The following is a 17,036-nucleotide window of genomic DNA, read 5'->3' on the forward strand; positions in this document are numbered from 1 at the left end:
AGCGCCAAGCCGGGATTGGCCACAATGCCGCGTCCCAACATCACGTCGGTGCATTCCGAAATCGCTAGGCAGCGTTATTCCTATGTTTTGTTTTTTATTGCGCGGATTTAACTTACATAACATTACCGTTTGCTGATATGACTTTGGCGCCCAGAAATATGACATTACCTAGACATGGGTGATTTGAATTACAACTCAGTCGAGCATGAAAGAAAGGATGCCTAACGTGCATAGGCTAGTTCGCCGGCAACCGTGTGGTGCCGATGTTAAGAGTAGACGGGTAGGATGTGATCAAGCGTCTTTAAAAGGCAGACTTGCCGCGACGATTAAAAGACGTAAAAAAACCCTTGCGCAATCAGCACTAGCTGATCGATCAAGGGCTTGTAAAGACTGGCGGAAAGAGGGGGATTCGTCAATTTGATTTTATTTTCCTTTGTATTCATGTGCTTGGCAATAGCTTGCGTCTCTAATGTGGAATCCCTTCGTGGAAGAGCAAAAGATTTTCATCGCAAAAATTTGTCCGCCTACATTACCGATTAAAACGGTCGATGTTCCCCCGTGGGGGGTAGTTTCCCGCTAGATAATTTGTCCATGCGCGGAATGTTTCCTGCTTGCCGTGGCCTGAGCCTTTCCTCCAGACATCTAAGACCACGCCCCAGCGTAGCCTCTGAAGTAGCCCCTTCCTTTGTTGTCGCCGTTCATTCCCTTGCGCCGCTGTTGGCTCAATCAGGTATACCTCTTTGAGCTGCATCTTCTGCTGTCCTTTTGTGGTTCATTTGGGTTGACAGTATTCTGAGCTAGCGCCATTATTGAGCCGTCAATCTCAATGAGCTAGTCAGGGAAGGGTTTAACCATGTTGTTCTACTATGGCCGCGTGTCGACCTCCGAGCAGAACCTTGAGCAGCAGCGCAGGGAAGCCGCTGAGCTGGGCTGTGAGCGTTCCTACTTTGATGAAGGGGTATCGGGCTATCACATCGCACCGGTAGAGCGTAAGGGCTGGAAAGCGGTTCTGGCGGGTATTCGTGAAGGAGATACGCTCTACGTTCGCTGGCTAGACCGCATCAGCCGTCGCTACGATGAACTCCACGCCACGATGGGGGAGCTGATGGGGAAGGGCGTTAAGGTGGTCTGTACCATGAACGGTATGGAGTTTGACGGACTCACCGACGACCCCATGAAGAAGGCTGTGCGGGACGCTGTGCTGGCTTTCATGGCCGCGCAAGGGGAGGCTGACTACAAGAATCGCCGCGAGATGCAAACGCGGGGAATTGCGATTGCGAAGCAGGAAGGACGCTATCGTGGCAAGCCTAAGACCATCGACGACGCTCAGGTGAAGGCGTGGAAGGCTGAGCACGGCGCGACCATCAAGGCCACTGCGGACTACTTCGGTATCAGTGTGAGCAGCGTAAAGCGGGCTTGTGCCGAATAGTTGAGTAGATTTGTCGGGTATTGTCTGGCTATCTGTAGACGGTTTAAGCGAGGGGATAGAAAAAAAGTTTCCCCTCACTATCGCATCTACTCAAATTCGCCAAGACGCTGAAGGACGCTACTGCCTGAACGACTTGCACAAGGCTTCGGGCGGCATGGGCAGTGACCAGCCTGCGTTCTTCATGCGCCGTAGTACCACCAAGGCGCTGATTGCTGAACTCTCAAGCTCTGCAAATTCGCAGACCTTAAATCCAGTCTCACAAGTCCTTGGTAAAGGTTTGGAGCAGGGAACCTACGTAGTCAAGGAACTGGTCTACGCCTACGCGATATGAATGCGTGCTAGCGCATCGCTGATTAGCCCTAAGTTCCACCTCGAAGTCATCCGTGCCTACGACACGCTGGCTACTCAGGCGTGGCAGTGCAGCTCAATAGCAACACCATGTAACAACTGAAAATTGAAAAGCGTACCTTCTGCGGCGTTGAGCTGGATATTATCTTTGGGCATCCTGAGCATGATGTTCTATTTTTCTTACGCAAGGTGCTAGACGCGGCAGGCCACCCAAGCTCGCAAAGCCAAACAAGCATCCAAGGGCGCAAATACAGCGGCAAAAAAACCTTTAAACTCAATACGATAACTAAGGGGATATGTGAAACGCATCCCCTGAAACAACTCCTAGCGAAAGGCGGCGGCGGTTCTTGGGTGGCAACAGAAAGTGTTGTCTATGAAATCCTTAACAGGGGTTATTCGCCGCAAACCGAACCCTTCCGTGATTGGGTGAACGGTGAGGTGCTGACAAGTATTCGCAAGACGGGTTCTTACGACATCGCCAAGTCTGACACTCCCGCTCATAACCCATAGGAGTTCCCTAAATGTTCGGCTCCAGTATCTTCATTGACCCCACTACGGTTTCATGGGGCGACATCATCACCCTTTTTGTCGTCGTCGTTGGCCTCTTGTTGTATTCCTCTTGGCATGACCATAAGACCGGCAGGAACCGCCCAAAAGATGGGGGCGAAACCAGCAGAACCACAGCCCGCAAAGGGAGCGATGGCGATAGCGGGAATACTCCGAAATAGCATGGGTCTCGGTGTTGAAATTTCTACGATAATGCAAATAAATCAATGACATACGATTGAAACAATCAGCAACTACTATGCGCCTCCTTTTTCAACTGAAGTAGGAAGTCGCATTAATGTTTTCGATTGGTTTTGGCCGCGCTCGCATTGAGTTGTCGCGCTATTCCGCCTTTGTAGGACTGGAGGGTTCAGGCGTATTGATTGAGCCTTGCGCGGGCTGGGGGCTGCGCCGCTGGCGGGATGAGTTGGGGAATCGCTACCTTGCAGGGTGTCGCTTGCAGTTGACGGTAGACAGGGGCTTTATGTCGCGTTCTTGGGTGTTCTACGCGCATTGGACTATGTGGTGCGTACTGGTAGGGGTAAGCCTACCGTTGTTGCTGGATGCTGCTCTAGGAGCCTAGCGGGGCTGCAATGACCACCCCCACGTAACGCTGAGGAAACCGCCTCGCGTTCAACCCACCAAACAACCAAACCGGAGCACCAACAATGACTACACCAATCCCCACCGCAACTTCCGACATTGAAGTAACGCAGCTGGAATTCAATAAAGCCCTTCGCCACGTTGCATCCGAGTGTGCTGCACTGAACCATAGCGTAGGATATACACGCTGGCTGCTCATCGAAGCCCATCGCCTAGAAGAGCAACTCTGGGCGGCAGAACAGCCAACCTATGACATCTGCAAGCCCCTGATTGAACAACTGGCGCGGATGGAAGGGCAATTCAACATTGCATACTTGGCACTGAAGGGTAGCATTATGAACGAGTAAAGGGCTTCACCAGCGGCGGGGAATGACCACCCCCACGTAACGGAGAAAACCCTAAGCCCTCTCTCTCAGCCCAACTAAAGATACACTTTAAGCTGCTACTTTAAGCCAGCTTCAGGTGTATCGATAGCGTTCTACTGTGATGATGATATTCCATTCATATCCTCAATCAATGACAGCTAGAGCAGGGCTGAGGGTGTCACTTAGCTAATCCTCCAAGTAGCTTTACAGCCCCACGCAAGGGCGTACACCGCAGCCTCGTCAAGCTGCTGCAATGTGTTGTCTACCAGCGCAGAGCCAACGCCCAAGGGCAATCCCCAGTAATTCCCAAGAGAGCCAACGCCGGCTCCCATCACCATCAATTTGACATCAGCCCGTATAGGCGAATCCGTGCATTGCTGTGTCTGTCGCCCTTGTTTGTGGGCGCTGATGGGCAGGCATGGAGGCGACTTTGCGCGGGTTCCCCTATGAGGAAAACAAACCATGTCTAAATCAATCACCACCCGTACCGGTAAAACTGTGGTCGTTGACCCAATGACCGCTTCCCGCCATGACCTAGTAGCGGTGGGCTTTGCCTCTGCTGAAGCTGACGCTATGGTGCGGATGCGCCGCGTCCTACCATTCGACCCAGATAGCAAAACCCCGAAGTACGATGCTCGGAAACTCTGGGAGCGTATCGGGAAGCCATACAGACAATTCAATAAGTGGGCTGAGCAGTACATCAAACCCCTCTTAGAAAGTTTTGGACAAAATTCTCCAAAAGTCCCTGCGGAAAGTTTTGGACAAAAAAGTCCAAAAGTCCGTGAGGTCGTGGACTTCCTGATTCCCACCAAAGGGCGTCCCCAAGTCGGCTACCTGCTGTCGCGTGATGTGGCCGCTGACCTTGCCATGCAGGTACGTACACCGAAGGGCGATACCGTGCGAGCATATTTCCGAGCCATGGAGCGTGCGTTCTATGGTCTTCAGGTGCGCGGGGAACATCGCAATCTGACCGATGAGGACAAAGCGTTGTACCAATTTCTACTGGAAAAAGCAGAATACGATAAACCAAAGGCGCTAAGCTGGGAGCGAGACATTAAAAACCGTGTCGCTGAAATCCTGTCGGGGCTTACCGCGTCCGCGTGGCGTGACCTGCTGGGCTGCGGTCGGGGTATCCGCGATGTTTTGTTTACCGACGACCTAGCAATCTATGACCGCGCTTATTCGGCCTTTATTGCGGCAATTCAAATGCCCCACCAGACACGGGATAGCGCCGCAGCAGTCATTGCCCGTAACTATGGTGGCCGCATCAAGCCCAGCCGCTATGGCCTAGCTGGCGGTTACATGGAGCCTTACACTAGCATGGAGTTCTGACCATGAACCCTGCCGATAGTGTCTACAACGCAGGGCAGCGCCATGCCGCCCCGCTGGAGGGCGCTACAGCCCTCGCTGAAGCACAGGCAGACCAACCCCACGCCCTCAGCCCCAAGTGCTTTACTGAGTTCCTGTACGGCATGGGGGGGAGGGGGTTGCTAGGGTTCTGGTTCAGGTGGAGCTGACGGTGCGCAAGGGCAACCCGATGTATCTTCAAAGGGACGATGGGGGCTAAGAGTTTGCTTACGACCCAAAATAGACATCTGGCATTGGGTTTTGCTTCAAGTTATTCAATCTCGTGCTGTACTGCAACTTGCTGGAACGAGAATTTATGACTAGGTTATTTGCCCAACTTAAATGCAACGCGAACATTGGAGAATGTGTTGCGGCTCAGGTGCATGCCTCCTAGATTTAGGCTAGATGAATTGCCAAATAAATTTAAACCCAAAGGACGGAAATCAACTTCTGACACTTGAGCCATTTCTGATGAAACTGATTTCACACTAAGGACAATTTTGCCATGCACATAAACTAAGATACTGCAGCCAGTCTTTTTCACCTCAACAGCAGGGTGGTTGGATTTAGAGTCGGCGACAATTGTTATGAATTCGCTTTCTCGAGGGGCGGCTACAGCTTGAAGCCAAATCCTTGGGGTCTTCCCGACACCTACTAGCAAAGGTAACACTTCGCCAATGGTGAAGATGTGGCCTCCACCAGATATATTGTTACTGCAAAAGTTCAAGTTCATATATGGCTTATAGTTGGCTGGCAAATTGGACGTGGTAATCATTTTTGCTCCCTAATAAATTGGCGGCACTTGGGTGCAGATTTGAAATGTTGAGATATTTGATTTAGGAGTATTTTCTTTTCGTTCGGAAGTAACTTTCCAATAATAAAAAGTGCTAAGCTAAAAAAAGCACCTATTGCTAAAACGACCCATTCACTCTGGGAGACTCTTTCTGGTTTACCTGCAATTTCTGAAATCCATTTAGGTAGTATGCTTAAAAAATATCCGATAGTTGCGAAAAATAGGTTTAACGACCAAGAGGTTAGGGGCGTTCCTTCGTTCTTTAATCGAAGGAAGTCTGCCTCGCATAACTGGAAGTTCTCTTGAAAGGTGCCAATAGAATAGCCTGTAAATAAGTTTTCTGTTATGACGGGTTGAGTAATAACTTGGTTTTCTACGACTTCATCCGACATGTGCCCTCCCTAAGCGTTGTTTTGTACGTAAAATGCAGTTGAAGGATAGACAATGAACAATTTAGCGCTCCATCCAAAGACAAAGGAAACCTTGAATTATTAATGTATCCAAACTTTCCGGAGGTGACTTCCGAAAATGGATAACGATAAGTGTCTCCTTTTTCGCGAAATCAGGCTCTAGTGGGATACATCCTAACGATAAAAATGAAGGAGTGCCACTTTAGGCCCAGTGAAGACAACTCGCAAGAATATGCTTCTTGTTCAATCCTGTCGATGATAAGGCTGTCAAAGTTGTCGCTAGAAAAAACGACGCGCAGCAAGGGCAAATTGTTCAGGAGTTACGCCTCTATTGCAGAGGTTTATCACTCGCACGGCTTTAATCAAATCCGGTGCAATATCCAAACTTGTGAATGCTTCCTTGTTGCCCTCCCAGATTAAGGCTTATCGCCTTATCACCATCATGGGGTTTATGGGGGCCTCTGCCTATTTGGTGCATGTGCCCCAGCATATACTAGACAGCGCCATGCCACCGCGATGCAGTCTTAGCTGAAGTACTCAAGGCCCACCCTCACCCCCCCTTAGCCCAAGTGCCTCATGAAGTCCATCTACGGGCATTGGAGAGGAACTATGGGCAGCGCTAAGCTGCATCGGAAGGCTCTTTCCACTTAATCCCTGTTAAGTCGATTGGTGCAGTCAATCTTGCGATGGCCTCGAATAGTGGCGGTAGTGGATAAAAGGTGTCTTTGTAATTCCTGGACACAGTTCCACCCGCATGTCCTGTCAGGGCGTCGTGCACCTCCTCGGTTATCCCAGCTTCGCGGCAGAGATGCTTGAAACCGTGCCTAAACGAATGGAATACCTTCCGAGTATCAGTAATGCCCAGCGATTGTCTGCACCAGCGCCCCCACCACTTAGACCAATGCCCCGAAATGTCGCCTTTGCTATCTACCTTCAGCAAAGGGAACAGCAAGCTTTCATGTTGAACTGACCGCCAATAAGCTTGGAATCCAATCCGCAGCAACTCTGGGTGTAAAGGAACACGCCGTCTTGATTCGTTGGTCTTCACCCCTGAGCCTGCCTTGTAATCAGCGATGAAAATATAAACACCCAACGGGTCTTCGATAACGTCTGATGGCTGGAGCTGAGCTAGCTCCTCTAGGCGAGCGCCGGTAAATAAACCGAGAAGAGGGAGCCAGAAAGCTGCGCTACCTTTGCCACCTGTTGGGACTTTGCCGCCCTTATAAATTGGGCTGGAGAATATGACCCGAAGCTCATTTTCATCATAGGGAAGGCGTGCAACTTTTTGTACTTTGCCCTCTTTGACTTTGATGGCGCTAAGCAGATTCACGTCTAGGTAGTCATTCTGCGCCGCCCAATTGAGCAGCACGTTAATCCAGCCAAGATACTTGCTGTTAATTGTGCTGGGGTGCAAATCCCGTTCTAGGAGGGCTTCTTTGAATTTAATCCCATCTTGCTTTGTGTACTTGCGGACAGGTTTATCTCCACAAATTGCGATGAACGCTTTAACGTGTCGCACCGCATCGTTGTAGATTTTGTCGGCAAGCCGGCGCTCGTTTTGATACTTCGCAAGGATAGCCATTAGCCCATGGTTTGCGACACCCTCGGGTTTCTTCGGTTGCTCTGGGGTGGGAACCAAGCTCCCTTGCTGTCGTCGGCCAATGTGATGCAGCGTCTCTTGATGCGCTTGCAGCAGCCGATATTCAAGGCGCGCCCGTGCAGGTGTCCCTTCTGGAACATTCAGCCCGTGGCTAGCAAGGAATTCAGTAAATGTTTTTTTGAGGTAGTCGGGGGTTCGGCCTAATGCTAGACCTTTGGATACTTCGGCTTTTTCAATGTCTAAGCCAACAGATAACGCTTCGTGACCGCATTCAGATAAGCCCATGCTGCGGCTTTGTTCATCATCAGCTAACAACTGGTGTACCCAAGCTTTTTGCAAGCTTTCCAAGGGTAAATCATCGGGCGAAATCTGGGCTTTTCTAGCTGCGTCGATTTGCTGATAGAGGACTGTGCGAATCGGTGCGGCCAGCCGATTTGCTTCGCGAACATCAGCCGTTTTCAGGCTCTTTTCGAATTCGCGTTTACCCCCGAAGGCCGCCCGCACATCCTTGGGGATTTCCATTCTGAAATAGTAATTCTTACTGCGCTCTGGGCGCTTCACTACGTGGCTATCAGGTTTCAAGGTTTTATCTTGTCCCATGTTAGCCCCTCCTTTTTTCACCGCCACAAGCACCCCAATCGGGGTCTTGCCGTGGAACTTTGCCGTGGAAGTCAAAAAAAAAGCCCTTGATAATCAGCAATTTACTGACAAATCAAAGGCTTATCTTTACTTGGCGGAAAGAGGGGGATTCGAACCCCCGATAGGCTATTAACCTATACACGCTTTCCAGGCGTGCGACTTAAACCACTCATCCATCTTTCCGCAATAGAAGCTGCGCATCATACGCAAAAGCCGCCAGACTGACAAGCGGGCGAGTGGTGGCATGGTTAGGTTGGTACGACTGTAAAAGCAATATACCCCGGCATGTATATCAATCAATTCATCGAATTAAATAGGCTATAAAGCTATACCCTCCCATTACTGCTTGAGATATTGTTCTGCACTGGCTAAGGCTGCGTGTAAGTCGGGGCTAAACCATTGCGCACCCAGCTGCTGCGTGAAACCCGAACGTTGCATCAGCGAGGCTGGCTGCGGCAGTACCCCGCAGCACAGCAGCTGGCAGCCTTGCTTGTGTAATTGTCGCTGTAGATTTTGTAGCGCTTCCAGCCCGCTGGTGTCGAGCTGAAACAGCTGCGAAAGATCAAGAATCAGCACCTTTTTTTGCGCCAGCCCAGGCTGGATCAGGGCTTCGATTTTGTTGACCGCCCCAAAAAACAGCGAACCCGATAGCCGCCAGGCACTGATTTCGGGGCTGGCGCTGCTTGGTAAGGGCAGCAGCTCAAGCCGGGTGAGATCGGCAATGCGATAGATAAACAGCAGGCAGGCCAGCACCATGCCGATCTCGACCGCAATGGTGAGATCAAACAGCACCGTGAGGATAAAGGTGCTGAGCAAAATACTGCGATAATTCCATGAATAGCGGTGTAATTCGCGTAACGCTGCCCAATCGCCCATATGCAGCGCCACTGCCATCACAATCGCGGCCAGCACCGCCAACGGCACATGAGCGGCCAGTGGTGCGGCGAGTACAACTATCAGGAGTAGCACCACGGCATGCACGATACCAGCTATGGGGGTGCGCCCACCGCAGCGGATATTGGTCGACGTGCGGGCAATGGCGCCGGTTGCGGCTATCCCGCCGAATAATGGCGCACATAGATTGGCCAGCCCTTGCGCCATCAGTTCCTGATTGGGGTCATGCTGATCATCAATTTGCCCGTCGGCCACCCGGGCCGACAGCAGTGATTCAATCGCACCGAGCAGGGCAATGGTGATGGCAGGGGAAATCAGCGTACCGATGTGATGCAGGCTAATGCTGGGTAAGGCGGGGGCGGGGAGCTCAGCGCTGATCCCGCCAAAGCGACTGCCGATGGTGACGACCGGTAAATCGAGCACGATCGCCGCTAGCGTGCCGAGCACTAGCGTGGTCAGTGGCCCCGGAATACGCGCCAGCCACGGTAGAAATACCGTAAGGCGATTGTAGAGCAGCAGAAAAACCAAACAGCCGCTGGCGAGTAAAGTGGTGACAGGATCAAACTGCGGTGCTGCCTGCAGCAAAACCTGCGCGCGCTGGAAAAACTCGGCTGGCACTTGCGCCACTGGTAGACCGAAAAAGTCTTTAATCTGGGCCAAGAAAATTACCACGGCAATGCCATTGGTAAAACCAATAACCACCGTCACCGGGATAAAGCGAATCAGTTGCCCCAGCCGGCTCAGCCCCATCAGCAGCAAGATGGCGCCGGCCAGCATGGTAGCGGCCTGTAATTGCCCCATGCCATGCACGGTGACGATGCCGTACACAATCGGAATAAAAGCCCCGGTGGGCCCGCCGATTTGCACACGCGAGCCTCCCAGCAGCGAGATTAATAACCCGGCGACGATGGCCGTCCAGATGCCGCTGCTGGGGCTGCAGCCACTAGCGATGGCAAAGGCCATGGCGAGCGGCAAAGCCAGCACCCCCACAGTCAGGCCAGCGGCAAGATCTAGCCCGAATTGCTGGCGGCTATAGCCGCGCAGGCTAGATATAAGTTTGGGCTGAAATAGCTGGCTTAGCATGCTGGGCTCCGGCGATGATCTTTAGCATAGCTAATCTCGCCCACACAAAGCTTGCGCTAGATCGAAGAGCTTACAGTTTGCGTTGGCAAAACTTCGTTAGCCTGCAATATCAGTGCCTTATGATGCTGCCGTTGAATGCTTGTTTGCCCTGAAACGGATTGCCCCATGCATCGCCAGCCTGAATATCTTGCCCGCATTTACAACAAAACCGCCGAAGGTCAGGCCGCCTTGCGCGAACGCAGCCAAGATCTACCGGCTCAGCTGCGGCATTTGCTGATTCTGATCGATGGTGAGAAAAATGTGGCCTCCTTGATGCGTATGCTCAATAGCCCATCCGTCGGGCAACGGCTCAGCCAATTGGCCGAACGGGGACTGATTGTGCAGCTGAGTCAAGCAGGGCAAGCGGTGCCCAAGTGCAGCGCCGAGCAACAAACCCAGTTGGCTGCGGCCGTCGCAGCTTGGCAAGCCCCGGCGAGCGTCGAAACTATGCCGAGCAATCTCACGATCGCAGAGCCAGTGGCGGAACCTGAAACCAGCCCGCTCGAAGCCCCTTTAGAGGCAGCCCCCGAACAGCTCGCGCAAGTCAAAACACTGATGATCAATAGCAGTAGCGCCTGCTTAGGGCTAATGGCCAAGCCGCTGATCCGCGAGATCGAAGCCATCAGCTGCCCACGCGCATTACGTGCCACCATGGCGCGCTGGAATATGGCGCTGCGCGAATCGCGGCAAGCGGCGCAAGTGGCCGATTTATACCTCGAGCAAGCCAAGGCGATGCTGGCGGGCTAGGGTATAGCCTTGAAATCGAATCTAGATAAAGCCCTTCGAGCAATACCCCGCTTGGTATCTTTAAACCGCGCTATTTAATAAACCAAGGCTATCAATTTCAAGCTCCAGCCGCACCATGCTTGGCAGCTCAAGGGTATGGCTCATGCGTGCGCAGAGCTGCGCCGGGCTGCGGACGATTTGCTCATCGGGAATCGCATATTTGCGATGCAGGCGCTGATAGTCTTCAAAACCATAACTGACAATCACTGGATTGAGCCCTGCCGCCAGGGCCGCCTGATAGTCTTTGTGCTCATCGCCGCAGACCCAGACTCGCGATGGATTGATGCCCAAGTCTTCACGCGCGCGGCGAAAATGCCAAGTTTTTTCCATTTTGAGCGGAATGCAGGCCAGAAAATCCAGCTGCTCCAGCGCCACACCATGGCGGGCAAACAAGCGCTGCAAGGTGTATTCCGGCTGATGGGTGATATTGCGGGTCACCATCCCCACTCGCAGGCCTGGGGTGTCCAGCGCCTGTTGTAACAGCGCCGCCACGCCGGGGTAGAGCTGGGCGCTATCGCGATAGACTTCGGTCAGGGTATTAATCAGCTCTTTGCGCTGCTGCGGCGTGCTTTGCCGCACCAGATTTTTGGGAAACTCTTTCAAGCCGCCAAAATACTTGAATAGATTACGACGCTTTTGAAACCGCGCCAGATCCCCAATATCCATGCCGCGCAGGCGAAAAGTCTGGGCAATGGCATCAAAGGCGTCGATCAGCGTGCCATCGGCATCAAAGATCACCAATTTATCGTGGCTGGCGTACATGGGCGTCCAAGGGCGGGCGTCATCAAAATTTCATCGTTGCCACCAGCATAAACGGCAAATGCTGCAATTCGATGATGGCTAGGTTCAAGACCCATTTAGCGCCACAAAGCCGTTTGGCTGTGCACAAACTGATGCCACATTCCTTTCTGTATAATGTCAATCAATTACAAACAGCAAAAGGATTGGTCCAGTATGGCGGATCTATTCCTCCCCGCTACTGCGCAGCACCGCTGCGGGCACCGCCCGATATTGCAGGCATTCACTGAGCTGGAAGCACATTTGCAGCATCTGGTTTTTCAGTCGCTGGCGTTTGCCTGCCCGACATGTTGCCGGGACGGATTTATCGCCCTGGAATTAAATTGCCAAACCTACGCGAATTTACAAGTGCAGAACGAGCAAATGTCAGCGTTTGTGCTGGAAGTATCGCAAGTGATCAGCCCGCTCGATGAGCTGTTAGCCATGGTGGGTTATCAGCAAGCCAGCGCAGCGATTGATGAATATCAACAGCCCGCCGAGCCACTTGATATCGAACACACCGTGTGGCGCAAAGAATATTGGTTTGCTACTAACGCATCGCCAGAGTTGGTGTTGCAGTTAATGCATCTGGTGAAGCAAGAGTTAAGCTGGCTAGCCATGTACCTGCCGGCTGGCAAAGCAGCCGTTCATTTCGGTTCCTTCATGCCTCGCTAGCAAAACCCCGGTCAGCGGCTATGGTAGGAATGTAGCCAATCCGTAAGGCCGGTGTATGCAACTTTCGCTCAGTACCATCCTTGATGCACTGGAAGCCCAGATCGCGGTGATTGATGCCGCGGGCCACATTGTGTATGTCAATGCGGCATGGCAGCTGTTTGGCGAAGAAAACGGTATGCCGGCCGGATACAATTGGCTCGGCTGCAATTATCTGCAAGTGTGTCAGCAAAGTGCTGATCCTGATGCTACGCAGGCTGCAGCTTTAATCATGGCCATGCTGCAAGGTCAGCAGGAGAGCGGGGAGATGGAGTATCCCTGCCACAGCCCCACGGTAGAGCGCTGGTTTATGATGCAGCTCAGTCGCAGTGGCGATGGGCAGCATCTGGTGATCTCTCATCACAATATCACCCAGCGCAAACAGGCTGAGGCTGCGGTTGAGCATCTTTCTTTGCATGACCCACTCACGGGGCTGGGCAATCGCCGGCTACTCACGACTGAGCTGCCACGCCTATGGCAACAACATGCGCGGCATCACGCCTGCATGTCGGTGCTGCTCTTGGATATCGATCATTTCAAGCAATACAACGATCATTTTGGCCATCAAGTGGGCGATCAGTGTTTGCAGGCCGTGGCGCAGGTCTTGCGGACCTATGCGCAGCGAGCTGATGATGTGCTGATTCGGTATGGTGGTGAAGAGTTTCTGGTTTTGCTGGGCTTTACCTCGGCGCCGACGGCGATTCAAATCGCGCAGGCCATCCAGACTTCGCTAGGAAATTTGCCGCTGCGCAGCCCACAGGGCGGGCCGGTTACGGTCAGTATTGGTTATGCCTGCACTCAGCCTAACCCGTGGCTGCAGCCCGAAGGCATGTTGGCAATAGCCGATCAACATTTGTATGCGGCCAAGCTCGCCGGGCGCAATCGGGTGTGCGGCGAGCTGGCGGCCCGCCCCGCCAATTTAGCCACCCCATCGAGTCGAATTGGCAAATACCCAGCCACGTATTTGCAGCTAATCACTGAAAAATAATGTTTTCAGGGCAATACCCCTCAGGTTTGTAATTCGGCTAGCAGCTCTTTCACCCGCACCGCGCGCAACACGGCTTCCGGCCAGTTGCCTTCAATGCGCAATTTATCCTGCCCGGCCAGTTTGTAGTTTTTCTTGCTTTGAATCAGCGAAATGATCTTCATCGGCTCGACTGGGGTTTTGGGCAGGAAATGAACAATGATCGCGGTGTCGGCCGCATCAATTTTGCTAATCCCCAATGGCCCGGCCAAGAGCCGCAAGCGGTGGCAATCGAGCAAGACTTTGGTGGCATCGGGTAGCAAGCCAAAGCGGTCGATCAGCTCCTGATGAATATCGCTCAGCTCATCGGCGTTTTCCACGCTGGCCAGACGCTTATACAGGCTCAGGCGCTCGTTGACATCCGGGCAATATTCATTCGGCAATAAGGCTGGCGCATGCAGATTAATCTCGGTCGTGACGCCCAATGGCTGCGATAAATCGGGCTCGCGGCCCGCTTTTAAGGCTTTCACGGCTTCTTTGAGCATTTGTGAGTACAGCGCAAATCCGATTTCCTGCATTTCGCCCGATTGCGAGTCACCCAGAACTTCACCCGCCCCGCGGATCTCCAGATCATGCATGGCCAGATAAAAGCCTGAGCCCAGCTCTTCCATCATCTGGATGGCTTCTAGGCGTTTTTTCGCATCGCTGGTGAGGCCTTCTGGATCAGGTACCAGCAAATAGGCATAGGCTTGATGGTGCGAACGGCCGACTCGTCCACGCATCTGGTGCAGCTGCGCCAGGCCGAATTTATCGGCGCGATTCATCACGATGGTATTGGCATTCGGGATATCGATCCCGGTTTCGATAATGGTGGTACACAGCAGCACATTAAAGCGCTGCTGGTGAAAATCGCGCATCACATGCTCAAGTTCGCGCTCCCGCATTTGCCCGTGCGCGACGCCGATGCGTGCCTCCGGCAGCAAACTGGCCAGTTTTTCGCGCATATTGTCGATGGTGTCGACTTCATTGTGCAGGAAGAACACCTGCCCACCGCGTTTCAACTCGCGCAGTACCGCTTCGCGGATAATGCCATCGCCGTATTTGGCCACAAAGGTTTTCACCGCCAGGCGTTTGCTTGGTGCCGTGGCAATCACCGAGAAATCGCGCAGGCCTTCTAGGCTCATCGCCAGCGTACGCGGGATTGGCGTGGCGGTGAGGGTGAGCACATCCACATTGGCGCGCAGGGCTTTCAGTTGCTCTTTCTGTCGCACGCCAAAGCGGTGTTCCTCGTCGATAATCACCAAGCCCAGCTTGGCAAATTCGATATCCGGCTGCACCAGTTTATGCGTGCCGATCACGATATCCACCGTGCCTTCGGCCAAGCCTTTGAGGGCGGCGGCGGTTTCTTTGCCTGAGCGGAAACGGCTGAGCTCGGCAATTTTGATTGGCCAATCGGCAAAGCGGTCGCTAAAGGTTTGAAAATGTTGCTCGGCCAGCAGGGTGGTCGGCACCAGCACCGCCACCTGTTTGCCACCCGCCACTGCGCAAAACGCCGCGCGTAGCGCCACTTCGGTTTTCCCAAAGCCCACATCGCCGCACACCAGCCGATCCATCGGCTGTTTCACCCGCATATCCACCAGTACCGCCTCAATGGCCGCGGCCTGATCCGGGGTTTCATCAAAGCCAAAACCGGCCGCGAAGGCTTCGTAATCATGCGCTGTCCATTCAAAGGCATGGCCTTCGCGCGCGGCGCGGCGGGCGTAAAGGTTGAGCAATTCGGCCGCGGTATCGCGCACCTGTTCGGCGGCTTTGCGTTTGGCTTTTTCCCAGTGGCCCGAGCCGAGTTTATGCACCTGAATGCTATCGGCGGCACCGCCAGAATAGCGTGAGATCACATGCAGCTGGCTCACCGGCACATACAATTTATCGCCGCCGGCGTATTCGATCAGCAAGAGCTCGGTATCCCCATCGCCAAGATCCATGGAGGTGAGGCCCATATAGCGGCCGATGCCGTGCGCTTCGTGCACCACCGGGTCGCCGATTTTCAGCTCGGATAGATCGCGCAGCATACTGTCGGTATTGCTGCGTTTTTGCTGTTTTTTGCCGCGCGATTGCGCCACGGCTGGATAGAGGTCGGCTTCGGTAATCAGCGCTATGCCGTCGTTCTGCCAGATAAAGCCACGATACAGCGGCGCCACGATCAGCTGCACGGCCGCGACGCTCTGCAGCGCATCGGCCCAGCTGTCGCTTAATTGTGCGCTGAGGCCATATTCGGCAAAAAACTGCGCCATGGTTTCGCGCCGGCCGAGGCTTTCGGCCACCAAGATCACTTTGCCAGCGTAGGTGCTCAGGTATTGCTGCAGCTTTTGCAATGGGTTTTCGCTGCGGCGATCGACATCCAGCGCAGGTAGGGCGCTGGTGACGAGGCTGCTGCCAGCGGTGAGCTCTAGCCGGCGGTATTTTTTGAGCTGGCCAAAGAGTAAATCTGGCGCCAGAAACAGATCGCGCGGCGGCAGCAAAGGGCGGTCTTTGTCGCCGATATTCAGTTTGTGTCGCTCGGCGATATCTTGCCAGTATTGCTCGGCAGCCCCCGCCAAATCGCCGTGCAGGGCCAATACCCCCTCGCTGGCAAAGTCGGCGCACAGATAATCAAACAAGGTGGCCGTCTGATCAAAAAACAGCGGCAGGTAGTATTCGATGCCGGCTGGAATGATGCCATTACTGATGTCTTTGTACAGCCGGGCATTGCTGGGCGCACCTTCAAATACCTCGCGAAAGCGCTGGCGAAATTTGGTTTTGCCCGCATCATCGGTCGGAAATTCGCGCGCTGGCAATAACCGGATTTCCGGCACCGGATATAAGCTGCGCTGCGTATCGACATCGAAGGTGCGGATGGTTTCGATTTCGTCATCAAACAGATCAATCCGGTAGGGTAGCGGGCTACCCATCGGGAACAAATCAATCAAGCCACCGCGTATCGAAAATTCGCCCGGGCTATACACTTGCGTCACATGGCTGTAGCCCGCCAGCGCCATATCGGCGCGCAGCTGCTCGGCATCGAGCTTTTCGCCTTTTTTCAGGAAAAAAGTCGTACCGGTCAGAAACTCGACCGGTGGCAGTACGCCCATCGCGGTTTGTAGCGGTACCACTAGCACTTCTGCCTGACCTTGGCGCAGCTGCCACAGCGCTGCCAGCCGTTGGCTGATCAGATCGCTATGGGGCGTGAAATGATCGTAGGGTAGGGTTTCCCAATCGGGAAGCTGCACCACGTTTTTGCCCGGCAGGAAAAACGCCAGCTCATCACGCAGACGGCTCGCCTCTTGCGCACTGGCGGTGATCACAACCAGCGTCGCCACTTGCTGTGCATATTCGGCCAGCAGGCGGGCATCACCCGAGCCATGCGGCAGCGGCAATTGCAAACGTTCAGAGGCACGAGGTAGGGCAGGCAAAGTCATAAGTCGATACAGCGCCGGACAAACAAAACGGCAATTATACCAGCGCCGGCGCATCGGCTCAGTACTGCGCCGCACGGCTTGAGCGTGAAAATGCACTGATGGGTATCTGCAGTCAGCCCTTATCAAGCATGACTTAGCAGCTGATACGGCAAGGGGTATGTGGGGGTAAAGCCGCTATGCCTGGGTAGATTGGGCTTGCCGACGGTTTGGGTTAGAATAGTCAGCTTTGATTAGCCAGCTAAGCCTT

14 protein-coding genes and 1 tRNA gene are annotated in these 17,036 nt (G+C 53.5%); 8 read left to right on the forward strand and 7 right to left on the reverse strand.

Features of this window, described 5'->3' with window-relative positions; translation table 11 throughout:
* Positions 1-853 precede the first annotated feature (853 nt).
* The 5 genes from L991_RS03610 (at position 854) to L991_RS03625 (ending at position 4,623) form a co-directional block, all read left to right on the forward strand.
* The gene (locus L991_RS03610; RefSeq protein ID WP_047392363.1) at positions 854-1,429 is read left to right on the forward strand and encodes a recombinase family protein; all 576 of its coding nucleotides are present in this window, start codon (positions 854-856) and stop codon (positions 1,427-1,429) included.
* A 10-nt stretch (positions 1,430-1,439) separates the two neighbouring features.
* Positions 1,440-1,760 (forward strand): KilA-N domain-containing protein, encoded by a 321-nt coding sequence (locus L991_RS03615; protein WP_052190562.1) that lies wholly within the window; start codon positions 1,440-1,442, stop codon positions 1,758-1,760.
* A 161-nt stretch (positions 1,761-1,921) separates the two neighbouring features.
* Positions 1,922-2,287: a BRO family protein gene (locus tag L991_RS17995; protein WP_374749636.1), complete on the forward strand. Its 366-nt coding sequence runs from the start codon at positions 1,922-1,924 to the stop codon at positions 2,285-2,287.
* Positions 2,288-2,991: 704 nt separating this feature from the next.
* The gene (locus L991_RS03620; protein ID WP_047392366.1) at positions 2,992-3,273 is read left to right on the forward strand and encodes a hypothetical protein; all 282 of its coding nucleotides are present in this window, start codon (positions 2,992-2,994) and stop codon (positions 3,271-3,273) included.
* A 480-nt stretch (positions 3,274-3,753) separates the two neighbouring features.
* A complete protein-coding gene (locus L991_RS03625; RefSeq protein ID WP_047392369.1) occupies positions 3,754-4,623 on the forward strand; it encodes a hypothetical protein in 870 nt (289 codons plus the stop codon).
* A 340-nt stretch (positions 4,624-4,963) separates the two neighbouring features.
* On the opposite strand, the gene L991_RS03635 is transcribed toward L991_RS03625, so the two are convergent.
* From L991_RS03635 to L991_RS03655, 5 genes are all read right to left on the reverse strand, one after another.
* Positions 4,964-5,413 (reverse strand): hypothetical protein, encoded by a 450-nt coding sequence (locus L991_RS03635; RefSeq protein WP_047392374.1) that lies wholly within the window; start codon positions 5,411-5,413, stop codon positions 4,964-4,966.
* Positions 5,410-5,823: a hypothetical protein gene (locus tag L991_RS03640; protein WP_047392377.1), complete on the reverse strand. Its 414-nt coding sequence runs from the start codon at positions 5,821-5,823 to the stop codon at positions 5,410-5,412. The genes L991_RS03635 and L991_RS03640 overlap by 4 nt, the downstream gene beginning before the upstream one ends.
* Before the next feature lie 637 nt (positions 5,824-6,460).
* Positions 6,461-8,041, reverse strand: a complete 1,581-nt coding sequence (locus tag L991_RS16305) for a site-specific integrase (RefSeq protein WP_081986502.1) — start codon at positions 8,039-8,041, stop codon at positions 6,461-6,463.
* Between the two features lie 131 nt (positions 8,042-8,172).
* Positions 8,173-8,263, reverse strand: a tRNA-Ser gene (locus L991_RS03650).
* A gap of 156 nt (positions 8,264-8,419) precedes the next feature.
* Positions 8,420-10,057 (reverse strand): SulP family inorganic anion transporter, encoded by a 1,638-nt coding sequence (locus L991_RS03655; protein ID WP_047392380.1) that lies wholly within the window; start codon positions 10,055-10,057, stop codon positions 8,420-8,422.
* Between the two features lie 165 nt (positions 10,058-10,222).
* On the opposite strand from L991_RS03655, the gene L991_RS03660 reads away from it, so the two are divergent.
* The gene (locus L991_RS03660; protein ID WP_047392383.1) at positions 10,223-10,843 is read left to right on the forward strand and encodes a hypothetical protein; all 621 of its coding nucleotides are present in this window, start codon (positions 10,223-10,225) and stop codon (positions 10,841-10,843) included.
* A gap of 60 nt (positions 10,844-10,903) precedes the next feature.
* Here L991_RS03660 and L991_RS03665 read toward each other — a convergent pair whose 3' ends face one another.
* Entirely contained in the window at positions 10,904-11,644 is a 741-nt protein-coding gene (locus L991_RS03665; RefSeq protein ID WP_052190564.1) for an HAD family hydrolase, read from the reverse strand.
* 192 nt (positions 11,645-11,836) lie between these two features.
* Between L991_RS03665 and L991_RS03670 the strand changes: the two genes are divergently transcribed.
* Together L991_RS03670 and L991_RS03675 are read left to right on the forward strand one after the other, a co-directional pair.
* The gene (locus L991_RS03670) at positions 11,837-12,334 is read left to right on the forward strand and encodes a hypothetical protein (RefSeq protein ID WP_156128971.1); all 498 of its coding nucleotides are present in this window, start codon (positions 11,837-11,839) and stop codon (positions 12,332-12,334) included.
* Positions 12,335-12,389: 55 nt separating this feature from the next.
* Positions 12,390-13,358: a diguanylate cyclase gene (locus L991_RS03675; protein ID WP_052190565.1), complete on the forward strand. Its 969-nt coding sequence runs from the start codon at positions 12,390-12,392 to the stop codon at positions 13,356-13,358.
* 20 nt (positions 13,359-13,378) lie between these two features.
* On the opposite strand, the gene mfd is transcribed toward L991_RS03675, so the two are convergent.
* The gene (gene mfd, locus L991_RS03680) at positions 13,379-16,789 is read right to left on the reverse strand and encodes a transcription-repair coupling factor (protein ID WP_047392387.1); all 3,411 of its coding nucleotides are present in this window, start codon (positions 16,787-16,789) and stop codon (positions 13,379-13,381) included.
* Positions 16,790-17,036 lie beyond the last annotated feature (247 nt).

The organism is Chitinibacter sp. ZOR0017 (genome assembly GCF_000799095.1).
Taxonomy (GTDB): Bacteria; Pseudomonadota; Gammaproteobacteria; order Burkholderiales; family Chitinibacteraceae; genus Chitinibacter; species Chitinibacter tainanensis.